The 24,991-nt window shown below is 74.3% G+C and carries 22 protein-coding genes; 17 read left to right on the top strand and 5 right to left on the bottom strand.

The genetic code is table 11. The features are described 5' to 3' along the window. Positions 1 to 82 precede the first annotated feature (82 nt). From ACFYVJ_RS26200 to ACFYVJ_RS26180, 5 genes are all read left to right on the top strand, one after another. Positions 83 to 895, top strand: coding sequence for a helix-turn-helix domain-containing protein (locus tag ACFYVJ_RS26200; RefSeq protein WP_388896043.1), 813 nt, complete (start codon positions 83 to 85; stop codon positions 893 to 895). A gap of 144 nt (positions 896 to 1,039) precedes the next feature. Then, a complete protein-coding gene (rimO, locus tag ACFYVJ_RS26195; protein WP_388896041.1) occupies positions 1,040 to 2,635 on the top strand; it encodes a 30S ribosomal protein S12 methylthiotransferase RimO in 1,596 nt (531 codons plus the stop codon). Further along, the gene (gene pgsA / locus ACFYVJ_RS26190; protein WP_388896039.1) at positions 2,632 to 3,234 is read left to right on the top strand and encodes a CDP-diacylglycerol--glycerol-3-phosphate 3-phosphatidyltransferase; all 603 of its coding nucleotides are present in this window, start codon (positions 2,632 to 2,634) and stop codon (positions 3,232 to 3,234) included. Before rimO ends, pgsA begins: the two co-directional genes overlap by 4 nt. Then, positions 3,231 to 3,797, top strand: a complete 567-nt coding sequence (locus tag ACFYVJ_RS26185) for a CinA family protein (protein WP_388896036.1) — start codon at positions 3,231 to 3,233, stop codon at positions 3,795 to 3,797. Before pgsA ends, ACFYVJ_RS26185 begins: the two co-directional genes overlap by 4 nt. A gap of 90 nt (positions 3,798 to 3,887) precedes the next feature. Continuing rightward, positions 3,888 to 4,256: a helix-turn-helix domain-containing protein gene (locus tag ACFYVJ_RS26180; RefSeq protein WP_018838068.1), complete on the top strand. Its 369-nt coding sequence runs from the start codon at positions 3,888 to 3,890 to the stop codon at positions 4,254 to 4,256. Between the two features lie 88 nt (positions 4,257 to 4,344). Here the strand turns inward: ACFYVJ_RS26180 and ACFYVJ_RS26175 are convergent, their stop codons facing one another. Next, the gene (locus tag ACFYVJ_RS26175) at positions 4,345 to 5,133 is read right to left on the bottom strand and encodes an Fpg/Nei family DNA glycosylase (RefSeq protein ID WP_388896034.1); all 789 of its coding nucleotides are present in this window, start codon (positions 5,131 to 5,133) and stop codon (positions 4,345 to 4,347) included. 145 nt (positions 5,134 to 5,278) lie between these two features. Between ACFYVJ_RS26175 and ACFYVJ_RS26170 the strand changes: the two genes are divergently transcribed. Both ACFYVJ_RS26170 and ACFYVJ_RS26165 read left to right on the top strand, forming a co-directional pair. After that, complete coding sequence (locus tag ACFYVJ_RS26170; protein ID WP_388896032.1) at positions 5,279 to 6,883, top strand: sensor histidine kinase; 1,605 nt, start codon at positions 5,279 to 5,281, stop codon at positions 6,881 to 6,883. Positions 6,884 to 6,930: 47 nt separating this feature from the next. Further along, on the top strand, positions 6,931 to 7,584 hold the full coding sequence (locus ACFYVJ_RS26165; protein ID WP_326798872.1) for a response regulator transcription factor: 654 nt from the start codon (positions 6,931 to 6,933) through the stop codon (positions 7,582 to 7,584). A 280-nt stretch (positions 7,585 to 7,864) separates the two neighbouring features. Here the strand turns inward: ACFYVJ_RS26165 and ACFYVJ_RS26160 are convergent, their stop codons facing one another. Beyond that, complete coding sequence (locus ACFYVJ_RS26160) at positions 7,865 to 12,643, bottom strand: ATP-dependent helicase (protein ID WP_388896030.1); 4,779 nt, start codon at positions 12,641 to 12,643, stop codon at positions 7,865 to 7,867. 47 nt (positions 12,644 to 12,690) lie between these two features. On the opposite strand from ACFYVJ_RS26160, the gene ACFYVJ_RS26155 reads away from it, so the two are divergent. The 3 genes from ACFYVJ_RS26155 (at position 12,691) to ACFYVJ_RS26145 (ending at position 14,741) form a co-directional block, all read left to right on the top strand. Then, complete coding sequence (locus ACFYVJ_RS26155) at positions 12,691 to 13,542, top strand: AraC family transcriptional regulator (protein ID WP_388896028.1); 852 nt, start codon at positions 12,691 to 12,693, stop codon at positions 13,540 to 13,542. Between the two features lie 117 nt (positions 13,543 to 13,659). After that, complete coding sequence (locus tag ACFYVJ_RS26150; RefSeq protein ID WP_388896026.1) at positions 13,660 to 14,436, top strand: AzlC family ABC transporter permease; 777 nt, start codon at positions 13,660 to 13,662, stop codon at positions 14,434 to 14,436. Continuing rightward, on the top strand, positions 14,433 to 14,741 hold the full coding sequence (locus ACFYVJ_RS26145; protein WP_388896024.1) for an AzlD domain-containing protein: 309 nt from the start codon (positions 14,433 to 14,435) through the stop codon (positions 14,739 to 14,741). Before ACFYVJ_RS26150 ends, ACFYVJ_RS26145 begins: the two co-directional genes overlap by 4 nt. A gap of 108 nt (positions 14,742 to 14,849) precedes the next feature. Here ACFYVJ_RS26145 and ACFYVJ_RS26140 read toward each other — a convergent pair whose 3' ends face one another. Further along, entirely contained in the window at positions 14,850 to 15,755 is a 906-nt protein-coding gene (locus ACFYVJ_RS26140) for a hypothetical protein (protein WP_388896022.1), read from the bottom strand. A 90-nt stretch (positions 15,756 to 15,845) separates the two neighbouring features. On the opposite strand from ACFYVJ_RS26140, the gene ACFYVJ_RS26135 reads away from it, so the two are divergent. Together ACFYVJ_RS26135 and ACFYVJ_RS26130 are read left to right on the top strand one after the other, a co-directional pair. After that, positions 15,846 to 16,040 (top strand): DUF3046 domain-containing protein, encoded by a 195-nt coding sequence (locus tag ACFYVJ_RS26135; RefSeq protein WP_388896020.1) that lies wholly within the window; start codon positions 15,846 to 15,848, stop codon positions 16,038 to 16,040. A 189-nt stretch (positions 16,041 to 16,229) separates the two neighbouring features. After that, complete coding sequence (locus tag ACFYVJ_RS26130; protein WP_388896068.1) at positions 16,230 to 17,405, top strand: AI-2E family transporter; 1,176 nt, start codon at positions 16,230 to 16,232, stop codon at positions 17,403 to 17,405. On the opposite strand, the gene ACFYVJ_RS26125 is transcribed toward ACFYVJ_RS26130, so the two are convergent. Both ACFYVJ_RS26125 and ACFYVJ_RS26120 read right to left on the bottom strand, forming a co-directional pair. Further along, positions 17,402 to 18,826, bottom strand: a complete 1,425-nt coding sequence (locus ACFYVJ_RS26125; RefSeq protein WP_388896018.1) for an ATP-binding protein — start codon at positions 18,824 to 18,826, stop codon at positions 17,402 to 17,404. The two genes, ACFYVJ_RS26130 and ACFYVJ_RS26125, sit on opposite strands and share 4 nt — an antisense overlap. A gap of 12 nt (positions 18,827 to 18,838) precedes the next feature. After that, positions 18,839 to 19,585 (bottom strand): response regulator transcription factor, encoded by a 747-nt coding sequence (locus ACFYVJ_RS26120; protein ID WP_388896016.1) that lies wholly within the window; start codon positions 19,583 to 19,585, stop codon positions 18,839 to 18,841. A gap of 259 nt (positions 19,586 to 19,844) precedes the next feature. Here ACFYVJ_RS26120 and ACFYVJ_RS26115 point away from each other — a divergent pair, with 259 nt between their 5' ends. From ACFYVJ_RS26115 to ACFYVJ_RS26095, 5 genes are all read left to right on the top strand, one after another. After that, positions 19,845 to 20,624: an amino acid ABC transporter ATP-binding protein gene (locus tag ACFYVJ_RS26115; protein WP_388896014.1), complete on the top strand. Its 780-nt coding sequence runs from the start codon at positions 19,845 to 19,847 to the stop codon at positions 20,622 to 20,624. Positions 20,625 to 20,660: 36 nt separating this feature from the next. Continuing rightward, a complete protein-coding gene (locus tag ACFYVJ_RS26110) occupies positions 20,661 to 21,509 on the top strand; it encodes a glutamate ABC transporter substrate-binding protein (RefSeq protein ID WP_388896012.1) in 849 nt (282 codons plus the stop codon). A 116-nt stretch (positions 21,510 to 21,625) separates the two neighbouring features. Beyond that, a complete protein-coding gene (locus ACFYVJ_RS26105; protein WP_388896010.1) occupies positions 21,626 to 22,297 on the top strand; it encodes an amino acid ABC transporter permease in 672 nt (223 codons plus the stop codon). Continuing rightward, entirely contained in the window at positions 22,294 to 23,268 is a 975-nt protein-coding gene (locus tag ACFYVJ_RS26100) for an amino acid ABC transporter permease (RefSeq protein WP_388896008.1), read from the top strand. The genes ACFYVJ_RS26105 and ACFYVJ_RS26100 overlap by 4 nt, the downstream gene beginning before the upstream one ends. A gap of 130 nt (positions 23,269 to 23,398) precedes the next feature. Beyond that, on the top strand, positions 23,399 to 24,985 hold the full coding sequence (locus tag ACFYVJ_RS26095; RefSeq protein WP_388896006.1) for an FAD-dependent monooxygenase: 1,587 nt from the start codon (positions 23,399 to 23,401) through the stop codon (positions 24,983 to 24,985). The last annotated feature ends 6 nt before the right edge of the window (positions 24,986 to 24,991 follow it).

The following is a 24,991-nucleotide window of genomic DNA, read 5'->3' as shown; positions in this document are numbered from 1 at the left end:
TGTGCTCGACCGGTTGGCCGATCCTTTTACAACCCCCCTAGACTGAACACCCGGCAGGTGGCTCACCCCGAAAGGCGCCCACGTGTCCCTCGGCAACTCCCCCACAGGCGACCGTCCTTCCGTCGGTCGCGCACTTCAGCAGGCCCGCCTTGATGCCAAGCTGTCCGTCGAACAGGTCAGCTTGACCACGCGTGTGCGCATTCCGATCATTCATGCCATCGAACAGGACGATTTCTCTCGCTGCGGCGGCGACGTCTACGCCCGCGGACATGTGCGAACCCTTGCGCGGGCGGTCGGCCTGGAGGCCGGGGACCTGGTCGCGCAGTACGACGCGGAGCACGGCGGCCGGCCCGAGCCGACACCCGCCGCCCCGATGTTCGAGGCCGAGCGCATCCGCCCCGAGCCCCGCCGCCCCAACTGGACCGCCGCCATGGTCGCCGCGATCGTCGCGGTCGTCGGCTTCGTGGGGTTCACCGTCTTCAGCGGCGGCGACGAGGACGAGCCGGACGGCTCCTCGGTGGCCGGGGAGTCGCAGGGGTCGAAGAAGCCGAAGGACCCCGACTCCGGCAAGGACGCCGGGGAGGACAAGCAGACCCCGCAGCCCTCGGACAGCGCGGTGGCGGGGGCCCCGCCGGACAAGGTGACGCTGCGGATCGTCGCGGCGGACGGGCAGAGCTGGATCTCCGCGCAGGGCGCCGACGGGCGCGAGCTGGAGGAGGGCGTGCTCGCCCAGGGCGACTCCGTCACCGTCACCGACAGCGAGAAGATCTACCTCGTCCTCGGCAACGCCGGCGGCGTCGACCTGTTCGTCAACGGCAAGCAGATCGCCGAGGACTTCCAGCCCGGCGAGGTCGAGCGGCTGACGTACACCAAGGGCGATCCCGAGGCCGGCTGACCTGCCCCGCCGGGCGGCGGCGCGGGCCCGGCCTGCGGCAAGGCTCGTACGTCCGTGCCCTCGCTCTCCCGTGCTTCGCGCAGGCGTACGGAATGCGGCTGGTGGGCGGCCGTTTGCGGGCGCGGGACGAAGTAGGCTGAGCCCATGCCAGAACGCCGTACCGTCGCCCTCGTCACGCTTGGCTGCGCCCGGAACGAGGTGGACTCGGAGGAGCTTGCGGGCCGCCTGGCGGCGGACGGCTGGGACCTCGTCACGGACGCCGCCGCCGCGGACGTCGCCGTCGTGAACACCTGCGGGTTCGTCGAAGCCGCCAAGAAGGACTCCGTCGACGCCCTGCTGGAGGCCAACGACCTCAAGGACACGGGCCGTACGCAGGCCGTCGTCGCCGTCGGCTGCATGGCCGAGCGGTACGGCAAGGAGCTGGCGGACGCGCTCCCGGAGGCGGACGGCGTCCTCGGCTTCGACGACTACGCGGACATCTCGGACCGGCTGCAGACCATCCTCTCCGGGGGCGGCCACGCGGCGCACACCCCGCGGGACCGCCGCAAGCTGCTGCCGATCAGCCCCGCGGAGCGGCAGGACGCCGCCGCCCGCGGCGCGGCGGCGCTGCCGGGCCACGGCGACCCGGCCGCCGTGGATCCCGCCGATCCGGCCGGCCCGGGAGACGCGGCCGCCGCCGCGCCCGCCGACCTGCCCGCCGGGGTCGCCCCCGCCTCCGGGCCGCGGCCGCCGCTGCGCCGCCGGCTCGGCTCGGGTCCCGTCGCCTCGGTCAAGCTGGCCTCCGGCTGCGACCGCCGATGTACGTTCTGCGCCATCCCCTCGTTCCGCGGCTCCTTCGTCTCCCGCCGCCCCTCCGACGTCCTCGGCGAGACCCGCTGGCTGGCCGGGCAGGGCGTACGGGAGATCATGCTCGTCTCCGAGAACAACACCTCGTACGGCAAAGACCTCGGCGACGTGCGGCTGCTGGAGACGCTGCTGCCGGAACTGGCCGCCGTGGACGGCATCGAGCGGATCCGGGTCAGCTATCTGCAGCCCGCCGAGATGCGCCCCGGGCTGATCGACGTGCTGACGTCGACGGAGAAGGTGGCGCCCTACTTCGACCTCTCCTTCCAGCACGCCGCCCCCGAAGTGCTGCGCGCGATGCGGCGCTTCGGGGACACCGAGCGGTTCCTGCAACTCCTGGCGGAGATCCGCTCCCGGGCGCCGGAGGCGGGCGCGCGGTCGAACTTCATCGTCGGCTTCCCGGGCGAGACCGAGCGGGACGTGGAAGAGCTGGAGCGCTTCCTCACCGCCGCGCGGCTCGACGCCGTGGGGATCTTCGGCTACTCCGACGAGGAGGGCACGGAGGCCGCGACGTACGGGTCGAAGGTCGCGCCGGAGGCGGTCGCGGAGCGGCTGGCGCACATGACGCGGCTGGCGGAGGAGCTGACCGCGCAGCGGGCCGAGGAGCGGGTCGGAGAGACGGTACGGGTCCTGGTCGACGCGGTGGAGGACGCCGGTCCTGACGCGGGTGCGGACCCCTTGGCGGACGCCGGGGAGGTCGTCGGCCGCGCGGCGCACCAGGCGCCGGAGACGGACGGCGTGACGCTGCTGGCCGGCGGGAGCGCCCGGGAGGCGGCGCCGGGGGCGCTGGTCACCGCCAAGGTGGTGGCGAGCGAAGGCGTGGATCTGGTGGCGGAGCCGATAGGCGAGCCCGATCGGCGGCGGCCCAGGGAGCCGGCCGAGGAGGCCGCGAGATGAGCCCCGCCCCGGCCGTCGGTCAGGCCGGTCTGTGGAACATCGCCAACGTCCTCACCATGGTGCGGCTGCTGCTCGTACCGGCGTTCGTGCTGCTCATGGCCGCCCACGGCGGCCATGATCCGGCCTGGCGCTCGTTCGCATGGGCCGCCTTCACGGTCGCCATGATCACCGACCTCTTCGACGGGGAGCTGGCCCGCCGCTACGACCTCGTCACCGACTTCGGCAAGATCGCCGACCCCATCGCCGACAAGGCGATCATGGGTGCCGCGCTGCTCTGCCTGTCGGCGCTGGGGGACCTGCCCTGGTGGGTGACGATCGTGATCCTGGCGCGGGAGATCGGCATCACCCTGATGAGGTTCTGGGTGATCAGGCACGGTGTGATCCCGGCCAGCCGGGGCGGGAAGCTGAAGACCCTGGCCCAGGGCGTGGCCGTGGGCATGTACATCCTCACCCTCACCGGACCGCTCGCCACGCTGCGCTTCTGGATCATGGCCGCCGCCGTGGTCCTGACCGTGGCGACCGGCCTGGACTACGTCAAGCAGGCGATCGTGCTCCGCCGCAGGGGGCTGGCCGCCGAACAGGAGCAGAGAGTCCAGTGACCACACAGAACACCGACGGGGCCGCCGCCGGCCTACTCGCCCTCTGCGACGAGCTCGGCGCCACCCTCGCCGTCGCCGAATCCCTCACGGGCGGCCTCCTCGCCGCCGAGATCACCGCGGTGCCCGGCGCCTCCCAGGCGTTCCGGGGCGCCGTCATCGCGTATGCGACCGACCTCAAGCGCGATGTGCTCGGCGTCGACAGCTCGCTGCTCGCCCAGCGCGGCGCCGTCGACGGCGAGGTCGCCCGGCAGATGGCCGCCGGGGTGCGGTGGCGGCTCGGCGCCGACTGGGCGGTGGCGACGACGGGTGTCGCGGGACCCGATCCGCAGGACGGCCAGCAGCCGGGTACCGTCTTCGTGGCCGTGGCCGGTCCCGAGGGGCGGACCGAGACGCGGTCGCTGAACCTGACGGGCTCTCGCACGGAGATCCGCACGGCGGCCGTGGGGGAGGCGCTGGCGCTCCTCCGGCGGCACCTGGACGCGGCACCGAAGGGGCAAGACGGGCGGAAATACCCGGAAAATCCTGATCAGGAGGCCCCCTATTCCTCGCTTGGCGAACGGTGAAGATGACTTCCGTCGCCGCACTGTCACGGTCCGAGGCGGTACGGTGGAGCGGAGAGGATCCGGACCCGAGGTCCTAGGAGGGAGCCACGCATGATTCTGCTCCGTCGCCTGCTGGGTGACGTGCTGCGCCGGCAGCGACAGCGCCAGGGCCGGACGCTGCGCGAGGTTTCCTCGTCAGCGCGTGTTTCCCTCGGCTATCTGTCGGAGGTCGAGCGCGGCCAGAAGGAAGCCTCCTCCGAGCTGCTCAACTCCATCTGTGAAGCCCTGGACGTCCGGATGTCGGAGCTGATGCGCGAGGTGAGCGGCGAGCTCGCCCTCGCCGAGCTGGCCCAGTCCGCGGCGGCCACCGAGCCGATTCCCGCCCCCGTGCGGTCGTTCACCGTGACCTCGGTGACGGGAATGCCCGACGAGCGAGTCACCATCAAGGCGCCCAAGGAGCCCGACCCCGTCGCGGCCTGAGCGTAGAGAGCCTGGCACGAGAGCCCGGTCCGCCGTCGGCGGGGCCGGGCTCTCGGCTTGCGTGCGGGCGTACGGGCCGCGGCGGCGGTCACTCGCCCGGCTGGCAGCGCGGGCACCAGTACGTCACGCGCTCGTCCGCCGTCTCACCCTGCGCCCGTTTGCGCACCGCCGTCCCGCAGCGCAGGCACGGGCGCCCGCCGCGGCCGTAGACCCACAGCCGCCGGTCGGGGCGCCGGGAGGGCGTCGTCGTACGGGCCACGCGGTCCCGGTTCGCCTCCAGCAGCCGCTGCGCGGCGGCCACGAGCCGGCCGGGCTCGGGGAGCGCGGCGACCGGGGCGTACGGGCTGACGCCCGCGAGGAAGCACAGCTCCGACTTGTAGACGTTGCCGATCCCGGCGAGGTTGCGCTGGTCGAGCAGGGCCTCGCCGAGCGGGCGGGCGGGGTCGGCGAGCAGCCGGCGCTCCGCCTCCGCCGGGTCCCAGTCGGGGCCGAGCAGGTCGGGGCCGAGGTGGCCGACGATCCGGTCCTCGGCGGCGGTGCGCAGCAGCTCGAGCACCGGCAGGCGGTAGCCGACCGCGGTGCGGTCGGCGTTGCCGAGGACGGCGCGGATCTGGTGGCCCGGCCCGCCGCGCCAACGCTCCCCGTCCGCGTACGTGATCCAGGCGCCCTCCATCCGCAGGTGCGAGTGGAGCGTGAGGCCGCCCTTGACGCGCGTCAGCAGGTGCTTGCCGCGCGGGACGACCTCGGTGACCTCGCGGCCGGTGAGGTCGGTCGTGGCCAGCTTGGGCACGCGGAGGTCGCAGCGGGTCAGCCGGCGGCCCGCCAGCGCCTCGTGCAGCAGGCGGGCGGTGCGCCAGACGGTGTCTCCTTCGGGCACGTACCCATCGTGCCAGGCGCGGGGCGCACGGCCCCGGTACCGGGTGGGGATAGCCCCACCCTGGTCCGGGGCCTGCGGGGGCGGTGCCCGGGGTGCCGCGCGGGCCACGATGGGCGGCATGATGAGGACGGGAGAAGGAGGCGGGATGAGCAGGCCGCGACGGTACGCGACCGCGCTGGGGCGCGCCCTGGTGCTGGTGGCGCTCGCCCCGCTGGTGACCCTGGTGCAGGCCGTCATGCTGGTGTCGCTCGTGCTCGCCTTCGGCCTGGGGCTGGTGTTCGTCTTCCCCTGGGCCGTCGGCCTCACCCGCGGCACCGCCAACCTGGCGCGGGCCGTGCAGGGCCGCTGGACGGGACGCCCGATCCCCGCGCCGTACCTGCCGGCGCCGCCGCATCCGCGGCCGGGGCCCGACGGGCGCTACCGGCACCTGGGCATCAGCTACCGCAGCCCCGCCCTGCCGGAGTTCTTCGAGCGCGTGCACCGGCTGCTGGCCGACCGCGCGACCTGGCGGGACACGCTGTGGCTGGTCGCCGACCCGGTCGTCGGCCTGGCGATGGCCGCCCTGCCGCTGATAGCCGTCGGCTACGGGCTGGCCGGCATGGCGCTGCCGCTGATGTGGGATCCGTCGTACCCCGGGGACACCCACGGGCACTACGCGGGCGTCGAGGTCGCCTCGCAGGGCACCACCCTCGCGCTCGTGCCGGTGGGCGCGGCGCTCTTCGTGCTCGGGCTGTGGGCCGGGCCGCGGGCGATGGCGCTGCACGCGCGCTGGACGCGGGCCGTGCTGGCGCCGGCGCGGGCCTCGGAGCTGACGCTGCAGGTCGCCGAGCTGGACCGGAAGCGTACGGCGGCCACCGACTGGCAGGCGGCGGAGGTGCGGCGCATCGAGCGGGACCTGCACGACGGGCCGCAGGCCCGGCTCGTCGCCCTGGGCATGACGGTCTCGGCGGCGGAGGAGCTGGTCGACGAGGACCCGGCGGCGGCGAAGGTACTGCTGCGGCAGGCGCAGGAGTCGTCCTCCACGGTGCTGCAGGAGCTGCGCGGGCTGGTACGGGGCATCCACCCGCCGGTGCTGGCGGAGCGAGGGCTCGGGGACGCCGTACGGGCGCTGGCGCTGGACAGCGCGCTGGACGTACGGGTCGAGGTCGACCTGCACGGGCACCTGCCGGACCCGGTGCAGTCGGCGGCGTACTTCGCGGTGGCCGAGATCCTCGCCAACGCGGGCAAGCACGCGGGCGCGGACCGGGTGGACATCGACCTGTGGCACCGCGACGGCGTGCTGCGCGCGACGGTCACCGACGACGGGCGCGGGGGCGCGGTGCCGGTGGCGGGCGGCGGGCTGCGGGGGGTGGAGCGGCGGATCAAGCCGTTCGACGGGGTGCTGGCGATCAGCAGCCCCGAGGGCGGGCCGACGACGGTGGCGGTGGAGATCCCGTGCCCGCCGGGGGAGGAGTGGTGCGAGCCGGACGCCGCCGCGCCCGGAGCGGCGCGGGGGGCGGCGGCCGGGCGCGGGGAGCTGTGGCTGACGGCGCTGGCACCGGTACTGTGTTCCGTCGCGCTGTTCCCGCAGGGGCTGGTCGCGGGGCTGCTGCTGATCTTCGGCACGGACAACAGGTCGTGGTTCCTGGCGCTGTACATGCCGGAACCGCTGCGCTGGCCGACGGTGCTGGCGATGGTGGCGCTGGGCCTGAGCGGGGTGCCGCCGCTGCTGCGGCGGTGGCGGAAGACCGGTGCGGCGCAGCAGTGCTGACGGGGGGCGCGGCCGCCCCGGGTGACGGGGCGGAGAGGAGCGGGGCAGTGCGAGTCGTCCTGGCGGAGGACCAGTACCTGCTGCGGGACGGGCTGACGCGGCTCCTTCAGGCGCACGGCATGGAGATCTGCGCGGCGGTCGAGTCCGGTGACGAGCTGCTGGCGGCGCTGCGCGCCGAGCGGCCGGACGTGGCGGTTGTCGACATCCGGCTGCCGCCGACGTTCACGGACGAGGGGCTGCAGGCGGCGCTGGCGGCCCGCCGGGAGCGGCCCGACCTGCCGGTGCTGATCCTGTCGCAGCACGTGGAGCAGTTGTACGCGCGGGAGTTGCTGGCGGACGGCCGCGGGGCGGTGGGGTACCTGCTGAAGGACCGGGTGTTCGCGGCGCGGCAGTTCGTGGACTCGGTGCGGCGGGTGGCCGAGGGCGGCACGGCGATGGACCCGGAGGTCATCGCGAAGCTGCTGGCGAGCAACGCACGGGACGAGCCGCTGGGGCGGCTGACGCCGCGGGAACGGGAGGTGCTGGCGGGGATGGCGGAGGGCCGCTCGAACGCGGCCATCGCGCGTCAGCTCTTCCTCTCCGAGGGCGCGGTGAGCAAGTACACGACGAGCATCTTCGCGAAGCTGGACCTGCCCCCGTCGGACGACGACAACCGCAGGGTGCGGGCGGTGCTGGCGTATCTGAACGGGCAGGTGGAGTAGGCCCCGAGCGCCCGGGGCGGACGCCGCGGGTCCGGGTCCGCGGCGGCGGCTGCTATCGCGAGCGCCGGGGGCGGGACACGGGTGGCGAGGGACGGCGGTGTCGACCGGGTCCCGGGGGGCCGTGCCGGGCGGGGCGCGGCCGGGCCGGGTTCGGCCCGTGGGCGCCGTGCGCTGCCCGCGGCGCGGCGCGCTGCCGCTGAGCATGCCGCGCCCGCACCACCGCCCGCCGCACGCACTGGTGGCCGGCTCCGTGCCCGGCCGCCGCACTCCGCCTTCGGCGTCAGGCGCGGATGCGCAGGCCGCGGGGGGTGGCCAGGAAGCCGGACTGCTCCAGGAGTGAGCCCAGGGGGGAGTCCAGGGCCGCGGTGGCGTTGATGCGCTCCACCGTCGCCGTACGGCCCAGGGCGCCGCCCCTGGCCGACGCCGCGAGCGCTTCCGCCGCGGCGGCGAGGCGGGGGTCGTCCGCCGGGGGCCAGGCCAGCAGCGTGCGGCCGCCGCGCTCCACGTACAGCGCGAGGTCGCCGTCGACCAGCACCACCAGCGCGCCGGCCTTCCGGCCCGGCTTGTGCGTCGTGCCGGGCGGGGGCTCGGGCCAGGGCAGGGCCGCCCCGTACGCGTTCGCCGGGTCCGCCGCCGCCAGCACCAGCGCCCGCTGCCCCCCTCGGCCCGCGCCACCGGCGCCGTACGCCCGTGGCCCGCCGCCGCGCGGGCGGGGGCCGCCCAGGGTGTGGCCGCCGTACGGACCCGCCGGTCCCTCCTCGTCCACGAACCCGTCGTCCGGCGCCTCCGCCACCGCGGCTTCCACGGCCCCGCGCTCCCGCGCGGTGGCCACCGCCCGCAGCCGGTCCACCGCGCCGTCCATCGCGAACTGCGCGGCGCCCAGCCCCTCCACGACGTACCCGCGGCGGGCCTGGCCCGTCTCCTCGAACGCCGACAGCACCCGGTACGCCGCCGAGAAGCCGCCCTCCACGCCCTCCGCCGACACCGCGCCGCGCGTGACGACCCCGTGCCGGTCGAGCAGCGTGCGGGCCAGCGCGTGCGCCCGGTGCGTGGCGTCCGGCTCCCGCTCGGGCAGCAGGGACCAGCGGCCGGAGACCGTCGGCGGCCCGTTCCGCGACGCCGTGCGCGCGGCGCCCGCGACCGCCAGGCTGCCGTAACGCCCGCGCGGCGTGGGCCGCTTCGCGCGGTGCGCGGTGGCGCCCGCGGTACGGCCCGAGCCGAGGAGGGCGCGCAGCGGTCCCAGGGTGTCGTTCGTCAGCCGCCCGGACCAGGCCAGGTCCCAGACTGCGTCGGCGAGCTGTGCGTCGGTGGCGTCCGGGTGCGTCGCGCGCACCTGCTCGGCGATCTGCCGGAAGAACAGCCCGTACCCGCCGGTGAGCGCGGCCAGCACCGCCTGGTGCAGCGGCGTGACCTCCAGCGGATGCGGCTCGTGCAGCAGCAGCGGGGCGGAGTCCGCGGGATACAGGGAGATCCAGCCGTCCTTGCCCGGCAGCGCACCCGCGCCGGCCCACACCACCTCGCCCGAGTTCGTCAGCTCATCGAGCATCGTCGGCACGTACCCCGCGACCCGCGACGGCAGCACCAGCTTCTCCAGCGCCGACGCCGGCACCGGCGCGCCCTGCAGTTGCTCCACCGCGCGGACGAGGCCGTCCAGGCCGCGGAGGCTGTGCGTGCCCAGGTGCTGCCACTGCGGCAGGAACGCGGCGAGCGCGGCCGGGGCGACGGGCTCCAGCTCCTCCCGCAGCGCGGCCAGGGACCGGCGCCGCAGCCGCCGCAGCACCCCGGCGTCGCACCACTCCTGGCCGATGCCCGCCGGATGGAACTCGCCCTGCACGGTCCGGCCCGCCGCCGCCAGCCGGTGCAGCGCGCCGTCGGTGACCGCCGCACCCAGGCCGAAGCGCGCCGCGGCCTGCCCGGAGGTGAACGGGCCGTGCGTACGGGCGAAGCGCGCCAGCAGGTCGCCCAGCGGGTCGGCCACCGGCTCGGTGAACGCCTCCGGCACGCCCACCGGCAGCGCCGTGCCCAGCGCGTCCCGCAGCCGGCCGGCGTCCTCGACGGCCGCCCAGTGCGCCGTCCCCGCCAGCCGCACCCGGATCGCCCGGCGGGCGCCCTCCAGCTCCCGCACCCACGCCGGCTCCGCGCCGCGCTCCGCCAGCTCCTCGTCCGTCAGCGGCCCGAGCACGCGCAGCGCGTCCGCGACGCCCTCGGCGTCCTTGAGCCGCCGGTCGTCCGTACGCCACTGCAGCTCGCGCTCCAGCTCCGCCAGCACTTCGGCGTCCAGCAGCTCGCGCAGCTCCGCCTGCCCCAGCAGCTCGGCGAGCAGCCGGGAGTCCAGCGACAGCGCCGCGGCCCGGCGCTCGGCCAGCGGCGAGTCGCCCTCGTACAGGAACTGCGCCACGTAGCCGAAGAGCAGCGAACGGGCGAACGGCGACGGCTCCTGCGTCGTCACCTCCACCAGCCGCACCCGGCGGTTCTCGACGTCGCCCATCAGCTCGGTGAGCCCCGGGACGTCGAAGACGTCCTGGAGGCACTCGCGCACCGCCTCCAGCACGATCGGGAACGAGCCGAACTCGCTCGCCACCTGGAGCAGTTGGGAGGCGCGCTGCCGCTGCTGCCACAGCGGGGTGCGCTTGCGCGGGTCGCGGCGGGGCAGCAGCAGCGCGCGCGCCGCGCACTCGCGGAACCGGGCGGCGAACAGCGCCGAGCCGCCCACCTGGTCGGTGACGACCTGGTCGACCTCGCCCTTGTCGAAGAGGACGTCGGCGGCGCCGACCGGCGACTGCCCGTCGTCCCCGGCCGCGTCCGCGGCCGTGCCGCCGCCCGCCGGTTCGACGTCCAGCAGGTCGAGCCCCATCAGATCGGTGTCGGGCAGCCGCAGCACGATGCCGTCGTCGGCGTGCATCACCTGGGCGTCCATCCCGTACCGCTCGGTGAGCCGGGCGCCGAGCGCCAGCGCCCACGGGGCGTGCACCTGCGCGCCGAACGGCGAGTGCACCACCACCCGCCAGTCGCCCAGCTCGTCCCGGAAGCGCTCCACGACGATCGTCCGGTCGTCCGGCACGTGCCCGCAGGCGGCGCGCTGCTCCTCCAGATACGCGATCACGTTCCCCGCGGCCCAGGCGTCCAGCCCCGCCGCCCGCAGCCGCTCCTGGGCCGCCTGCCGCTCCATGCCGCTCAGCTCGCGCAGGAACGCGCCCAGCGCCCGCCCCAGCTCCAGCGGCCGGCCCAACTGGTCGCCCTTCCAGAACGGCAGCCGGCCCGGCACCCCGGGGGCGGGGGAGACCAGCACCCGGTCCCGGGTGATGTCCTCGATGCGCCACGACGTGGTGCCCAGCGTGAAGACGTCCCCGATCCGCGACTCGTAGACCATCTCCTCGTCCAGCTCGCCGACCCGGCCGCCGCCCTTCTTCGGGTCGGCCCCGGCGAGGAAGACGCCGAAGAGGCCGCGGTCCGGGATCGTGCCGCCTGAGGTGACGGCGAGCCGCTGCGCGCCCGGGCGGCCCTTGACCGTCTGCGCCACCCGGTCCCACACCAGGCGCGGGCGCAGCTCGGCGAAGGCGTCGGAGGGATAGCGCCCGGCGAGCATGTCGAGCACGGCCGTGAACGCCGACTCCGGCAGGGCCGCGAACGGCGCCGCCCGCCGCACCAGCGCCAGCAGCTCCTCCACGTCCCACACGTCCATGGACGTCATCGCGACGATCTGCTGCGCCAGCACGTCCAGCGGGTTGGCCGGGATCCGCAGCGCCTCGATGGCGCCCTCGCGCATCCGCTCCGTGACCACCGCCGACTGCACCAGGTCACCGCGGTACTTGGGGAAGACCACGCCGCGCGAGACCGCGCCCACCTGGTGCCCCGCGCGGCCCACCCGCTGCAGCCCGGACGCCACCGAGGGCGGCGACTCGACCTGCACCACCAGGTCCACCGCGCCCATGTCGATGCCCAGCTCCAGGCTGGAGGTGGCGACCACCGCGGGCAGCCGCCCCGCCTTCAGGTCCTCCTCCACCTGCGCCCGCTGCTCCTTGGAGACCGAGCCGTGGTGCGCGCGGGCGATCACCGCGGGCGCGCCCTGCGCCGCGCCGGACTGGGCCATGATCTCGGCGGGCGGCGGCGCGTCCGCCGCCATCGGCTCGCCGGCCGCGCGCTCGTACGCGATCTCGTTCAGCCTGTTGCACAGCCGCTCCGCGAGCCGGCGCGAGTTGGCGAAGACGATCGTCGAGCGGTGCTCCTCCACCAGGTCGACGATTCGCTCCTCCACGTGCGGCCAGATGGATGGCCGGTCGGCCCCGGCGCCTTCGTCCTGCGCGGGTGAGCCGCCCAGCTCGCCCATGTCCTCGACGGGCACGACCACCGACAGGTCGAACCGCTTCTCCGACGGCGGCTGCACGACCTCCACCCGCCGGCCGGGGGACAGGAACCGCGCCACCTCCTCCACCGGCCGGACGGTGGCCGACAGGCCGATGCGGCGCGCGGGCCGGGGCAGCAGCTCGTCCAGCCGCTCCAGGGAGAGCGCCAGGTGGGCGCCGCGCTTGGTGCCCGCCACGGCGTGCACCTCGTCCAGGATCACGGTCTCCACCCCGGCCAGTGCGTCCCGCGAGGCGGACGTCAGCATCAGGAACAGCGACTCGGGCGTGGTGATGAGGATGTCCGGCGGGCGGTTGGCGATCGAGCGGCGCTCGGCCGCGGGCGTGTCACCGGAGCGGATCGCGACCCGCACCTCCGGCTCCGGCCGGCCGAGGCGGACCGCCTCCTGGCGGATGCCCGTGAGCGGGCTGCGCAGGTTCCGCTCGACGTCCACGGCCAGCGCCTTCAGCGGCGACACGTACAGCACGCGGCAGCGCTTGCGCGCCTCCGCGGGCGGCGGGGCGGACGTCAGCCCGTCGAGCGCGGAGAGGAACGCCGCCAGCGTCTTGCCCGAGCCCGTGGGCGCCACGACCAGCACGTCGGAGCCCTCGCCCAGCGCCCGCCAGGCGCCCTCCTGGGCCGCCGTGGGCGCGGCGAAGGCACCCTCGAACCATGCCCGTGTCGCCGGGTCGAACGTCTCCAGCACCGATCTCGCCATGTGAACCATCGTGCACCCGGCCACTGACACCCAGCACACTTGTCCCCATGGGGTCGCGCACGGCGCCGGCGTCGGGCGACGCCGATCGCGAGTGGGCCCGGCACTGGCGCTACACCAGCCTGCCCGGCCTCGACCTGCTGCGCGCCCGGTACGTCGGGCACACCTTCCCCGCCCACTCCCACGACGGCTACGTCTTCGGCGCCGTCACCGCGGGCGTGGAAGCCGTCGGCATGCCGGACGGCACGCTCCTGGCAGGCCCCGGCACCGTCGTCATGATCAACCCCGAGGTGCCGCACACGGCGCGCGCGGGCGCGGCGGAGGGCTGGTCGTACGCGACGCTCTACCCGACCGCCGGCCTGGTCGCCGAGGTGGCGGCGGAGGTCACCGCCATCGGCGGCACCGCGGGCTTCGGCGAGACCATGGTCGACGACCCCGGCGGCGCCCGCCTCATCACCGAGGTGCACCGCGCCGCGGAGGAGGACAACCCACTGGCCGCCGACAGCGTGCTGCGCGTCGTGCTGGCCCGCCTGCTGTGCCGCCATGGCGCGCGGCTCCCGGGGCGCGTGGTGGCGTCCGCGGGCGCGCGGACCGCGGCGCGGGCGCGGGCCGTGCTGTACGAGCGGATGGCGGCGCCGCCGACGCTGGAGGCGCTGGCGGCGGAGCTGGGCACGTCCCCGTTCGCGCTGCTGCGGGCCTTCAAGGAGGCGTACGGCACGCCTCCGCACCGCTGGCTGACCGACGCCCGGGTACGGCGCGCGCGGCGGCTGCTGGACGAGGGGCTGCGGCCGTCGGAGGCGGCGGTGACCGTGGGCTTCACCGACCAGCCGCATCTGAACCGGCACTTCACCCGGATCGTGGGCGTGCCCCCGGGCGCGTACCAGCGGGAGCGGGCGGGCTGACCGGGCCGCGCATGGCGGGGCCGCGCCCGGCAGGGCTGCGCGTTGCGGGGTCGCGGGGGTGGGGTCGCGCAAGAACGTACAAGACCGGTCGGACCCCGGCCGCATAACGTCCGGCGCATGGCCACAGAAGCACAGCCTCCGTCCACCGCCGATCCCGCGCCCGAGGATCGCGCCGCCCTGCGCGACGGCCTCGGGGTCGGGGTCGCCGTCGGGCTCTCCGGGTTCGCGTTCGGCGTCACCGCGGCCGGCGCCGGACTCAGCGCCGCGCAGGCGTGCGCCATGAGCCTGCTGATCTTCACCGGCGCCTCGCAGTTCGCTCTCGCCGGTGCGGTGGCCGCCGGCGGCGGCCCGTTCGCCGCCGCGGCCGGGGCCTTCTTCCTCGGCGTACGGAACGCCTTCTACGGGCTGCGGCTCGCGCCCATGCTCCGGCTGCCCCGCGCGCTGCGCCCGCTCGCCGCCCAGTGGGTCATCGACGAGACGGCCGTCGTCACCATCGCCCAGTCCACCCGCCGCGCCCAGCGCATCGGCTTCGTCGTCACCGGGCTCACCCTCTACGTCTGCTGGAACGTCACCACCCTCGTCGGCGTGCTGGGCGCCGAGGCCATCGGCGACACCGCCGCCTGGGGCCTGGACGCCGCCGGGCCCGCGGTGTTCCTCGCGCTGGTGGGGCCGATGCTGACCGGGACCGTGGAGCGGGCCACCGCGCTCGTCGCCGTCGCGCTCGTCCTCGGCACCCTCCCGGCGCTGCCCGCCGGGACACCGGTGCTGGTCGCCGCGCTGGCGGCGCCGCTGGTGCTGGCGCTGCACGGGAGGCGCACGCGCGGGCGCGCGCAGGGCGACCCCCCGGACCGTACGGACGGCGTGGACGCGCACGAGGCGGAGGGCGCCGCGTGACCACCTGGCTCGCGATCGGGCTGACCTTCGCCGGCTGCTACGCGGTCAAGCTGCTCGGCCTCTCCGTGCCCTCGGGCGCCCTGGAGCGCCCCCTCGTCCGGCGCCTGGCCGCCCTGCTGCCCGTGGCCCTGCTGGCGGCGCTCACCGCGCAGCAGACCTTCGCCGACGGCACCGCGCTGGTCCTCGACGCCCGCGCCGCGGGGCTGGCGGCGGCCGGCGCCGCGCTGCTGCTGCGGGCGCCGTTCCTGGTCGTGGTGGCCGCCGCCGTGATCGTGACCGCGGCGGTTCGGGCCGTGGCCGGCTGACGGACCCCGGGCGTGCGCGGGCCGACAAGGGCCGGTGCCCGCGCACGTCCCGGCCTCTGCCGCGCGCCCCTGCCCGCCCCGTACGCCCCCCAGACCGCCCGCGCGCCCTCAGATCCGCTCGTACGCCCGCAGCGTCAGCAGCGCCTCCAGCGTCGCCAGCGGCCGCGCCTCCAGCTCCGCCCCCGGCGACCAGCGCCGCCACGCCACCGGCCAGCCGCCGTCCGCCCGCTGGTTCGCCGCCAGGAAGTCCAGCGACCGCGCCATCTCCGCGTCGCTGAACCACCGCCGCGCCAGCGACGCCGGCCGCCTGGCGAAGTCGTGCGGGTGGTGGTGCTCGCCCGGCGCGTGGCCCTCCGCGGCCGGCTCCGCGTCCGCCCGGGCGGGGTCCAGCAGCACCAGCCGCTCGGCGCGCACCAGCCGGCCCAGCCGGTCCGCGGCGGCCTCGGCGCGCCGCCGGTCGGGCACGTGGTCGAGGAAGGCGACCGCGGCCTCCGCCTCGTACGGACGGCTCCCGCGCAGCGTCTCCACGGCGTGCCAGCAGAAGTCGGTGGCGCGGAAGAGCCAGGCGTGCCAGATGTCGTTGCGGTGCAGCAGCCCCACGACCGGCGCGGTGGTCAGCAGCGCGCTCGGCGGGTCCGCGGGCACCGGCAGCCACGGCGCGGCCGGGTAGCCGCGCAGCGAGGGATGCACGGCGGGCAGGGCGCCGTCCTGGTTGGAGACGGCGGTCAGATAACGGCAGACGTCCTCCGCGCGGCGGCCGGTGCAGCGGCCGAGGGAGTCGAGGACCCGCAGCGCGTGCGCGGTGTGCAGCGGCTGGCTGCCGGGACCGCGCAGGTCGGGGTCCAGGGCGTGCCCGAAGCCGCCGTCGGCGTTCCGGTACGCCTCGAGCGCCTTCTCCACCCCGTCCGCGTCGGCGGCGCCGGGCACGAAGTGGTGGGCGAACCGGCGCTGCTCCAGCACACGGGCGGTCAGCCAGATGAACTCTGCGGCGCGGACCTGCGGGGAGTCAGCCATGGGGCGACGTTACGATCACGGCGGGGCCGACCGGGAGGCCAACGGGCCGGGAGCACTCTCAGGTGCACGTACGCGCGGGATAATGGACGCATGCGGTTGACGGTCTTCTGGCAGCGGATGCGCGACTACTTCGGCGAGCCCTACGTCGACTCCTTCGCGCGCGACCACGTGATGTCCGAGCTGGGCGGTCGTACGGTCCGCGAGGCGCTGGACGAGGGGTGGGACGCGCGCGACGTCTGGCGCGGGGTGTGCGCCGCGATGGACATCCCGGCGGAGATGCGCTGACGCCGCCGGCGCTGACGTCGGCCACACTGTTCGTCCATGGCTGCATCATCGGCTGCTTCCGACCGCACGAGCGCGCACGAGACACCACCCGTCCCGGACGCCCGCACCGCTCCGGACGCCCAGGACGCCCCGTCCACGCCCGGCACGCCCCCCGGCGACGGCACCCCGCCCGCGAGCCCCCGCGAGCGCATGCCTCCCTGGCTGCCCCGCGCGATCGTCCTCGCGCTGGCCCTGTTCGCCTGCTTCCACGTCGCCGAGTGGGCCTTCGACGAGTTGTACGGGCTGCTGCTCAACATCCTGGTGGCCTTCTTCATCGGGCTGGCCTGCGAGCCCGCCGTCGACCGGCTCGCCGCCCGCGGCATGCGCCGCGGCGCCGCTACCGCGCTGGTCTTCCTCGGGGTGCTGGTGGCCGCAGCGGCGTTCGTCGCCGCCCTCGGCTCGCTCGTCGCCGACCAGGTCCGGCTGATCGTCGAGAACTTCCCCGACTACGTCGAGTCCCTCATCGAGTGGATCAACGAGCAGTTCGGCACCGAGCTGCGCGTGGACGACCTCCAGCAGGACTTCCTGAAGTCCGAGGTCGTACGCGACTACCTGCAGCGCAGCGCCGACAACGTGTGGGGCATCTCCACCACCGTCCTCGGCGGCCTCTTCACCGCGCTGACCGTGGTGCTGTTCGCCTTCTACTTCACCGCCGAGGGCCCGCGGCTGCGCCGCGCGATCTGTTCCGTACTGCCGCCCGCGCGGCAGACCGAGGTCCTGCGCGCCTGGGAGATCGCGGTCGCCAAGACCGGCGGCTACCTCTACTCGCGCGGCCTGATGGCCATCGTCTCGGGTATCGCCCACTACATCGCGATGCTGTTGCTCGACGTGCCGTACGCGCCCGCGCTCGCGGTGTGGGTGGGGGTGGTCTCGCAGTTCGTGCCGACCGTGGGCACGTACATCGCAGGGGCGCTGCCGATCCTGCTGGCGTTCACCGTCGGGCCGTGGACGGCGGTGTGGCTGATCGGGTTCGTGATCCTCTACCAGCAGTTGGAGAACTACCTGCTGCAGCCGCGGATCACCGCGAAGACGGTGGACATACACCCCGCCGTGGCCTTCGGCTCGGTCATCGCGGGGGCCGCGCTGCTGGGCGCGGTGGGCGCCCTGATCGCGATCCCGGCGACCGCGACGCTGCAGGCGTTCCTCTCCGCGTACGTACGCCGCTACGAGGTCGACGTCCGTGTCCAGGAGGAGCGCCCCCTGCGCCGCCGGGGACCCGCCCGGCTGACCCGGATCCGCGCGCTGCTGCGCCACCCCGGCGCACCACCCGGCGCGAATCCCGGCCCGGAGGCGGCGGAGTCCGGCGACGCACCCCGCGCGCCCTAACCGCCCTCCTGCACGCCGCCCTCCGGCGCCGTGCGCGGCACCGCGATCGTCACCCGGAGCCCCTCCGGCTCGTTGCGTTCGTATGAGATACGTCCCCCGGCCGCCGTCAGCAGCGCCCGGGCGATGGACAGACCCAGACCCGAGCCGGAGACGTTCTGATGCCGTCCGCTGCGCCAGAAGCGGTCGCCGATGCGGCCCAGCTCCTCGTCGGTGAGCCCCGGCCCGCCGTCGGCGACGGCGACCGTCACCTCGTCCCCGGCCGTGTCCACCCGCACCTCCACCTCGCCGCACCGCGGCGAGAACTTCACGGCGTTGTCGACCACCGCGTCCAGCGCGCTGGACAAGGCCACCTCGTCCGCCCAGCCGGTCACTGCCGTGGCACCGGACAGGAACAGCCGTACGTCCTGTCCCTCGGCCAGCGGACGCCAGCTCGCGACCCGCTCCGCCGCCAGCCGGGCCACGTCCGTCACCCGCAGGTCGGCGGGGGAGTGCTCGGCCAGCGCCAGATCCAGCAGGTCGTCCAGCACCCGGGCCAGCCGGGTGCCCTCCGCCTGCACCGACTCGATCTCCGCCGCCGCCTGCGGCGCCTCGAGCCGCAGCAACTCGATGCGCAGCAGCAGCGCGGACAGCGGGTTGCGCAGTTGGTGGGAGGCGTCCGCGACGAAGGTGCGCTGCTGCTCCAGGACGGTCTCGACGTTGTCGGCCATCTCGTTGAAGGACCCCGTGAGCCGGCGCAGCTCCGGCGGCCCGCCCGCGGCGGCGACGCGGGACTTCAGCCGGCCGGTGGCGATGTCGTGGGCGGCCTTGTCGAGCACGCGCACGGGCCTGAGCACCCAGCCGGTGAGCCGGTACGCCGCCGCCACGGCGACCGTCATCGCGGCGGCGATGCCCGCTCCGAGCCACAGCCAGCCGGTGAGCGTCCGGGAGCGCATGGCGCCGGTGGGCGAGTCGGTGACCACGACGGCGACCACGTCACCGTCCCGTACGACCGGGGAGGCGACGGTCAGCCGGCCGTCCTGCCAGGGCCAGACCTGCGGGGGGTCGTGGCTGCGGCGGCCCGCGAGGGACTCCGTGAAGGCCCGGTCGCCCTCGGCGCCGGCCATGGCCCGCCAGCCGGTGGGGGCGGCGGCCATCGCGGTGCGGTCGCGGTAGTAGACGCCGGCGCGGATGCCGTAGAGGTCGTGGTACCGGTGCAGCTCCTCCTGGAGCGCGCGCAGCCGCTCGTCCTCGGCCGGCGGGCGGGCCTCGTTGCGGGAGGCGACGTACTGCGCGAGGGAGGCGAAGCGGGCGGTGTCGTCGATCCGGTCCACGATCACGCGCTGCTGCTCCTGCCCGGCGATGCGGTCGGCCAGCGGGAAGCCGAGCGCGAGCAGCACGCCGGCCATGAGCACGATGAGCAGGGGGAGCAGACGGGTACGCATAGGGAGGGGGCCTCAGCCGGCCGGCGGAGGCACGAGGCGATAGCCGACGCCGCGCACGGTCTCGATGAGCGCGGGCAGGCCGAGCTTGCTGCGCAGGGAGGCGATGTGGACCTCCAGGGTCCGGCCCGTGCCCTCCCAACTGCTGCGCCACACCTCGCTGATGATCTGCTCTCGCCGGAACACGACGCCGGGGCGCGCCGCGAGCAGCGCGAGCAGGTCGAACTCCTTGCGGGTGAGCTGCACCTCCGCCCCGCCGACGCTGACCCGGCGGGAGTGGGGCTCCAGCGTCACCGGGCCCACGACGACCAGCGGCGCCGCGGGGTCGTCGGCCCGCTCGCCGGCCGCGGCAGGACCCGCGCCGCCGGGCCCCGCGGCGGGCTCGGGCTCCGCCGCCGCGGTGCGCCGGGCGACGGCGTGCACGCGTGCGAGGAGTTCGCCCGTGTCGTACGGCTTGACGACATAGTCGTCGGCACCCAGGTTGAGCCCATGGATCCGGGACCGGACGTCGGAGCGCGCGGTCACCATGATCACGGGAGTGCCGGTCAGCTTGCGGATGCGTCCGCACACCTCGAAGCCGTCCTGGTCGGGCAGCCCCAGGTCGAGCAGCACCACGTCGAACGGGGCCAGCTCGCTGTGCAGCAGCTCCTGCAGCGCCTCCTGGCCGCTGTGGGCCATGCCCACCTCGAAACCATGCCTGGCCAGCACCGCGGAGAGCGCGGTGGCCACGTGGTCGTCGTCCTCGACGAGCAGCAGCCTCATCAGCCCTCCCGTTTCCTCGCTCGCGTATCGTCTCAGCCCGCACAGGAATACAGGCGGATGCGGCCCTGCCGCGTCAAGTCCGGCCAGGTCACCCAGCGGTTTCCGTTGTGTGACGGGCACGTCGAGCGGCGTCCCGATTCCACCTATTGTGTCCGATTGCAGCCGGATCGTTATGCTCAATTTCCCCTCAGATGTGATGACGCTGGTCGCGGCTGCTCACTAAGGTCCAGGCAACCGAAAAGGACGGAGCAAGACGCGGATGACCGAGGTTTCGATGGTCAAGGACGCCGTCCCCGCGGCGGGCGAACCGCTCGTCGTGCTGGACAACGTCAACAAGCATTTCGGTGCGCTCCACGTGCTCCAGGACATCGACCTGACGATCACGCGCGGCGAGGTCGTCGTCGTCATCGGTCCTTCCGGGTCCGGGAAGTCCACGCTGTGCCGGGCGATCAACCGGCTGGAGCCCATCGACTCCGGCCGCATCACGCTGGACGGCAAGCCCCTGCCCGCCGAGGGCCGTGAGCTGGCCAAGCTCCGCGCCGACGTGGGCATGGTCTTCCAGTCCTTCAACCTCTTCGCGCACAAGACCGTGCTGCAGAACGTGATGCTCGGGCAGATCAAGGTCCGCAAGAAGGACAAGGCGGCCGCGGAGACCTCCGCCAGGGCCCTGCTCGACCGGGTGGGCGTCGGCAACCAGGCGGACAAGTACCCCGCGCAGCTCTCCGGCGGCCAGCAGCAGCGGGTGGCGATCGCCCGCGCGCTGGCGATGGAGCCCAAGGTGATGCTCTTCGACGAGCCCACCTCGGCCCTCGACCCCGAGATGATCAACGAGGTGCTGGAAGTAATGCAGCAACTCGCCCGGGACGGTATGACTATGGTCGTCGTCACGCACGAGATGGGCTTCGCCCGCTCGGCGGCGAACCGGGTGGTCTTCATGTCCGACGGCCAGATCGTGGAGGAGACGACCCCCGACCAGTTCTTCACCAACCCTCGCAGCGACCGGGCGAAGGACTTCCTGTCGAAGATCCTGCACCACTGAGCTGCCGGCAACACACCAGACAGAAGGATGCTCACCATGAATCTCCGCAAGGTCAGCGCGGCCGCTGCCTGCGCACTCGCCCTCACCGTCACCGCGGCCGCGTGCGGCTCCGACGACGACAGCGGCGACAACGGTGAAGGCGGCGGCGGTGGCAAGGACTCCATCACCATCGGCATCAAGTTCGACCAGCCCGGCCTCGGGCTGAAGGAGCCCGACGGCTCGTACTCGGGCTTCGACGTCGACGTCGCCACGTACGTGGCCAAGGAACTCGGCTACTCCGAGGACCAGATCGAGTGGAAGGAGGCGATCAGCGCCGACCGCGAGACCATGCTGGAGCGCGGCGACGTCGACATGATCGCCGCCACCTACTCGATCACCGACGAGCGCAAGCAGAAGGTCGACTTCGCGGGCCCGTACCTGCTGGCCCACCAGGACCTGCTGATCCGCGCCGACGAGAACATCACCAAGGGTGAGGACCTCAACGGCAAGACGCTCTGCTCGGTCACCGGCTCCACCTCGGCGCAGAACGTCAAGGACACCATCGCGCCCAAGGCCCAGCTCGCCGAGCGCCCCGGCTACTCGGAGTGCCTCGACGCCGTCGCCAACGGCCAGATCGACGCCCTGACCACCGACGACTCGATCCTCGCCGGCTACGCCGCCCAGGAAGCCAACGAGGGCAAGTTCAAGCTCGCCGGGCTGAACCTGAGCAACGAGAACTACGGTGTCGGCATCAAAAAGGGCGACGACAAGATGAAGACCGACATCGACTCCGCCCTGGAGAAGATGGTCTCCGACGGCTCGTGGGAGAAGTTCATGGACGCCAACCTCGGCCCCGCGAACTACGACTTCGAGCCCGCGCCGAAGATCGGCGACATCAAGCAGTGACCCCGCCGCACCGCCGCCCCGGCGGCGGTGCGACCGCACTGTCAGAGCGGTGGTGTGCCGCCCGGCCCGGGTGGTACACCACCGCGTCCACTTAAGGCGAGAGCGCTGGACTGACGTTGGACATCATCTCCGAATACGACACACAGATCCTGGACGCGTTCTGGGTCACCGTGAAACTCACCCTGCTGTCCGGTCTGTTCTCCCTCATCTGGGGAACGATCCTGGCGGCCATGCGGGTCAGCCCCGTGCCGCTCATGCGGGGCTTCGGCACGGTCTACGTGAACGTCATCCGGAACATCCCCCTGACGGTCATCATCGTCTTCTGCGCCCTCGGGCTCTCCGACGTGTTCGGCGTCACTCTGGGCGCCGGCATCGACTTCGACGCCAAGTTCTTCCGGCTGGCGGTGCTCGGACTGTCCGCGTACACCGCCGCGTTCGTCTGTGAGGCGCTGCGCTCGGGCATCAACACCGTGCCCGTGGGACAGGCGGAGGCCGCCCGCGCCATCGGGCTGAGCTTCACCCAGGTCCTCACCCTGATAGTGCTGCCCCAGGCGTTCCGCTCGGTCGTCGGCCCGCTCACCAACGTCCTCATCGCGCTCACCAAGAACACCACGGTGGCGGCTGCCATCGGCGTCGCCGAGGCGGCGCTGCTCATGAAGGAGATGATCGAGAACGAGGCGCAGCTCCTCCTCATCTCCGGCATCTTCGCGCTCGGCTTCCTGGTGCTGACCCTGCCGACCGGGCTCTTCCTCGGCTGGGTCGGCAAGAAGGTGGCGGTCAAGCGATGAGTTCCGTTCTCTACGACGCCCCCGGCCCGAAGGCCAAGCGGCGCAACGTCGTCTACACCGTGCTCTTCGTCGCCGCGCTGGCGCTCGGCGTGTGGTGGGTCCTCGACAAGCTGAACGAGAAGAACCAGCTCGAATGGAATCTGTGGAAGCCGTTCTTCACGGACTCCCAGGCATGGACCACGTATCTCCTGCCGGGTCTCGGCGAGACGCTGAAGGCGGCCGGGCTCTCGCTCCTCATCGCGCTGCCGCTGGGCGCGCTGTTCGGCATAGCGCGGCTGTCCGACCACGCGTGGGTACGGGTGCCGGCCGGCGCGGTGGTGGAGTTCTTCCGCGCCATCCCCGTGCTGCTCCTGATGCTGTTCGCGAACCAGTTCTACTCCGAGTACACCGACATCAGCAGTGACCAGCGTCCGCTGTACGCCGTCGTCACCGGGCTGGTGCTCTACAACGCCTCCGTGCTCGCCGAGATCGTCCGCGCGGGCATCCTCTCCCTGCCCCGCGGGCAGACCGAGGCGGCCAAGGCCATCGGCCTGCGCAAGGGCCAGATGATGGGCAACGTGCTGCTGCCGCAGGCCGTCACGGCGATGCTGCCGGCGATCGTCAGCCAGCTCGTCGTCATCGTGAAGGACACCGCGCTCGGCGGCGCGATGATCGGCTTCAGCGAACTGCTCGTCGAGCGGCGCACGCTCGCGTCCAACTACTCCAACGTCTTCGCGAGCTTCATCATCGTCGCGGCGATCTACGTCGTCGTGAACTTCATCCTGACCTCGCTGGCGAGCTGGCTGGAGCGCATCGTCCGGCGCGGCAAGCGGTCCACCGGCGCGGTGGTCGGGGCCGGGGCCGTCGACGACCTCGGCACCGGCGCGGCCGGCGGCGGGCTGGGCATCGTGGCCGGCGGAGCGGGGCCGACGGGCCTCGGAGGCGGCGGTGATGCCGGTGGCGGGGGAGACGGCGGAGGCGGGGGAACGTAGCCCGAGGGGGCGGCCGGAAGCCCTCGGCTTGACTGCGGTGTGCAGCAGTGGGTTGCATACCTCGTGTGATCGCGCACCGGGCTCCCCACCCCTTAGTACGTAGGCACCATGGCGCCGGAGGCGCATCACCGTGGACCCGGTGATCATCGTCGGGGCGGGCCCTGTCGGGCTCGCCCTGTCGTTGGCTCTGGCCCGGCACGCGGTCCCCACCGTCCTCCTCGACGACCGGCCCGCCGGCGACGCCGAGGAGGACGGCAGGCCCGCGGGACCGCGCCCGGCCCGTACCGCCGTGCTGCGCCCGCACACCACCGCGTTCCTCGACCGCCTCGGCGCCGCGGAGACCCGCGAGCGCGGCGCCCCGCTCGCCGGCTGGCGCGTGCTGCGCGGCGGCCGGACGCAGGTGCGGGTGGAGTTCGGCGAGGCCGGGGGACCCGCCCCGCTGCACGTCGCGCAGTCCGCTCTGACCGCCACGCTGGCGGCGCTCGCCGACAACTCCCACCACGTCGAGGTCTTCCGCGGCAGCCGGCTGACGGAGCTGTCGCAGGAGCCGTACGGCGTCAACGTACGCACCCGGGCCGGGACCTGGTGGCGCGGGAGCTGGCTCGTCGGCTGCGACGGCGCCCGGTCGACGGTGCGCAAGCTGCTGGAGGTGCCGTACGCCGGCCGCACGGCCGTCGAGCGGCACGCCGTCGCGGCGGTACGGGCCGACCTGCCCTGGCCCGGCGAGGGCGTCCTGTACCGCGGCGCCCCGCGCAGCGGACCGGGCGCCGAGTGCGTCGCCAGGCCGCTCGGGGACGACAGGTGGCGGCTGGACTGGCTGCTGCCGCCCGGCGGCGGCGTCGTCACCCCGGAGGCCCTCGTCGCGCGGCTGGAGGCCACCCTGCGCGTCTGGACGGGCTCCCGTCACCCGTCGTACGAACTCCTCGACACCGGCGTGCACACCGTCCACCACCGGCTCGCCCGCCGCTGGCGCCGCGGCCGCACACTGCTCGCCGGCGACGCCGCGCACCTCGTCGGCTCGCTGGGCACCCAGCAGCTCGACGAGGGCCTCGCCGACGCCGAGAACCTCGCCTGGAAGCTCGGCCGCGTCTGGCACCAGGCGGGACGCGACGACTCCGGCGACGACCTCGTCGACACCTACGTCACCGAGCGCCGCGCCGCCATCAGCGCCCGGCTGCGCGCCGCCGACCAGGTCCGCCCGCTGCTGCGCCGCGCGGGCGGCCTGCGGGCGGCGGTGCGCGGCAAGTCGGCCGCGGAACTGCTGACGGACGGGCACCTGGGCCGCGGCCGGATAGGCGGCCCGCCGGTGTACGCCACGGCGCCGACGGGCCTGGACGGGGCGGTGGAGGTGGACACGGCACCCGGCGCCCGGGTCGAGGACGTCCAAGTGATTGCTCCGGACGGTTGGACGGGCCGGCTCTCGGAACGGCTGGGAGGCGACCCCCTGGTCGTGCTCGTCGCCCCCGGCACCCGGGTCTGGGACCGCAGCCGCTGGCTGCAGGCGGGGCTGATGCCGAAGCTGGTGCGGCTCGTGGGCGAACTCCCCGCCCGCGCCCGGCTGCTGGTCGCGGAGAGCTACCCGGGCGCGGCGCCGCACACGGTCCTCTACATCCGCCCGGACGGCCATCTGATGGCGGCGTTCGCGGGGGTGCGCGAAGAGTCGATGCGGCTGTGCGCGAACCGGATGCTGGGCCGGCCGGACGACGCGGACGAGTAGCCGGGC

Source organism: Streptomyces sp. NPDC004134 (genome assembly GCF_042874195.1).
Classification (GTDB): domain Bacteria; phylum Actinomycetota; class Actinomycetes; order Streptomycetales; family Streptomycetaceae; genus Streptomyces.
The sequence above is the reverse complement of the archived record's forward strand: the minus strand, read 5'-3'. Positions and strand labels throughout refer to the sequence as shown.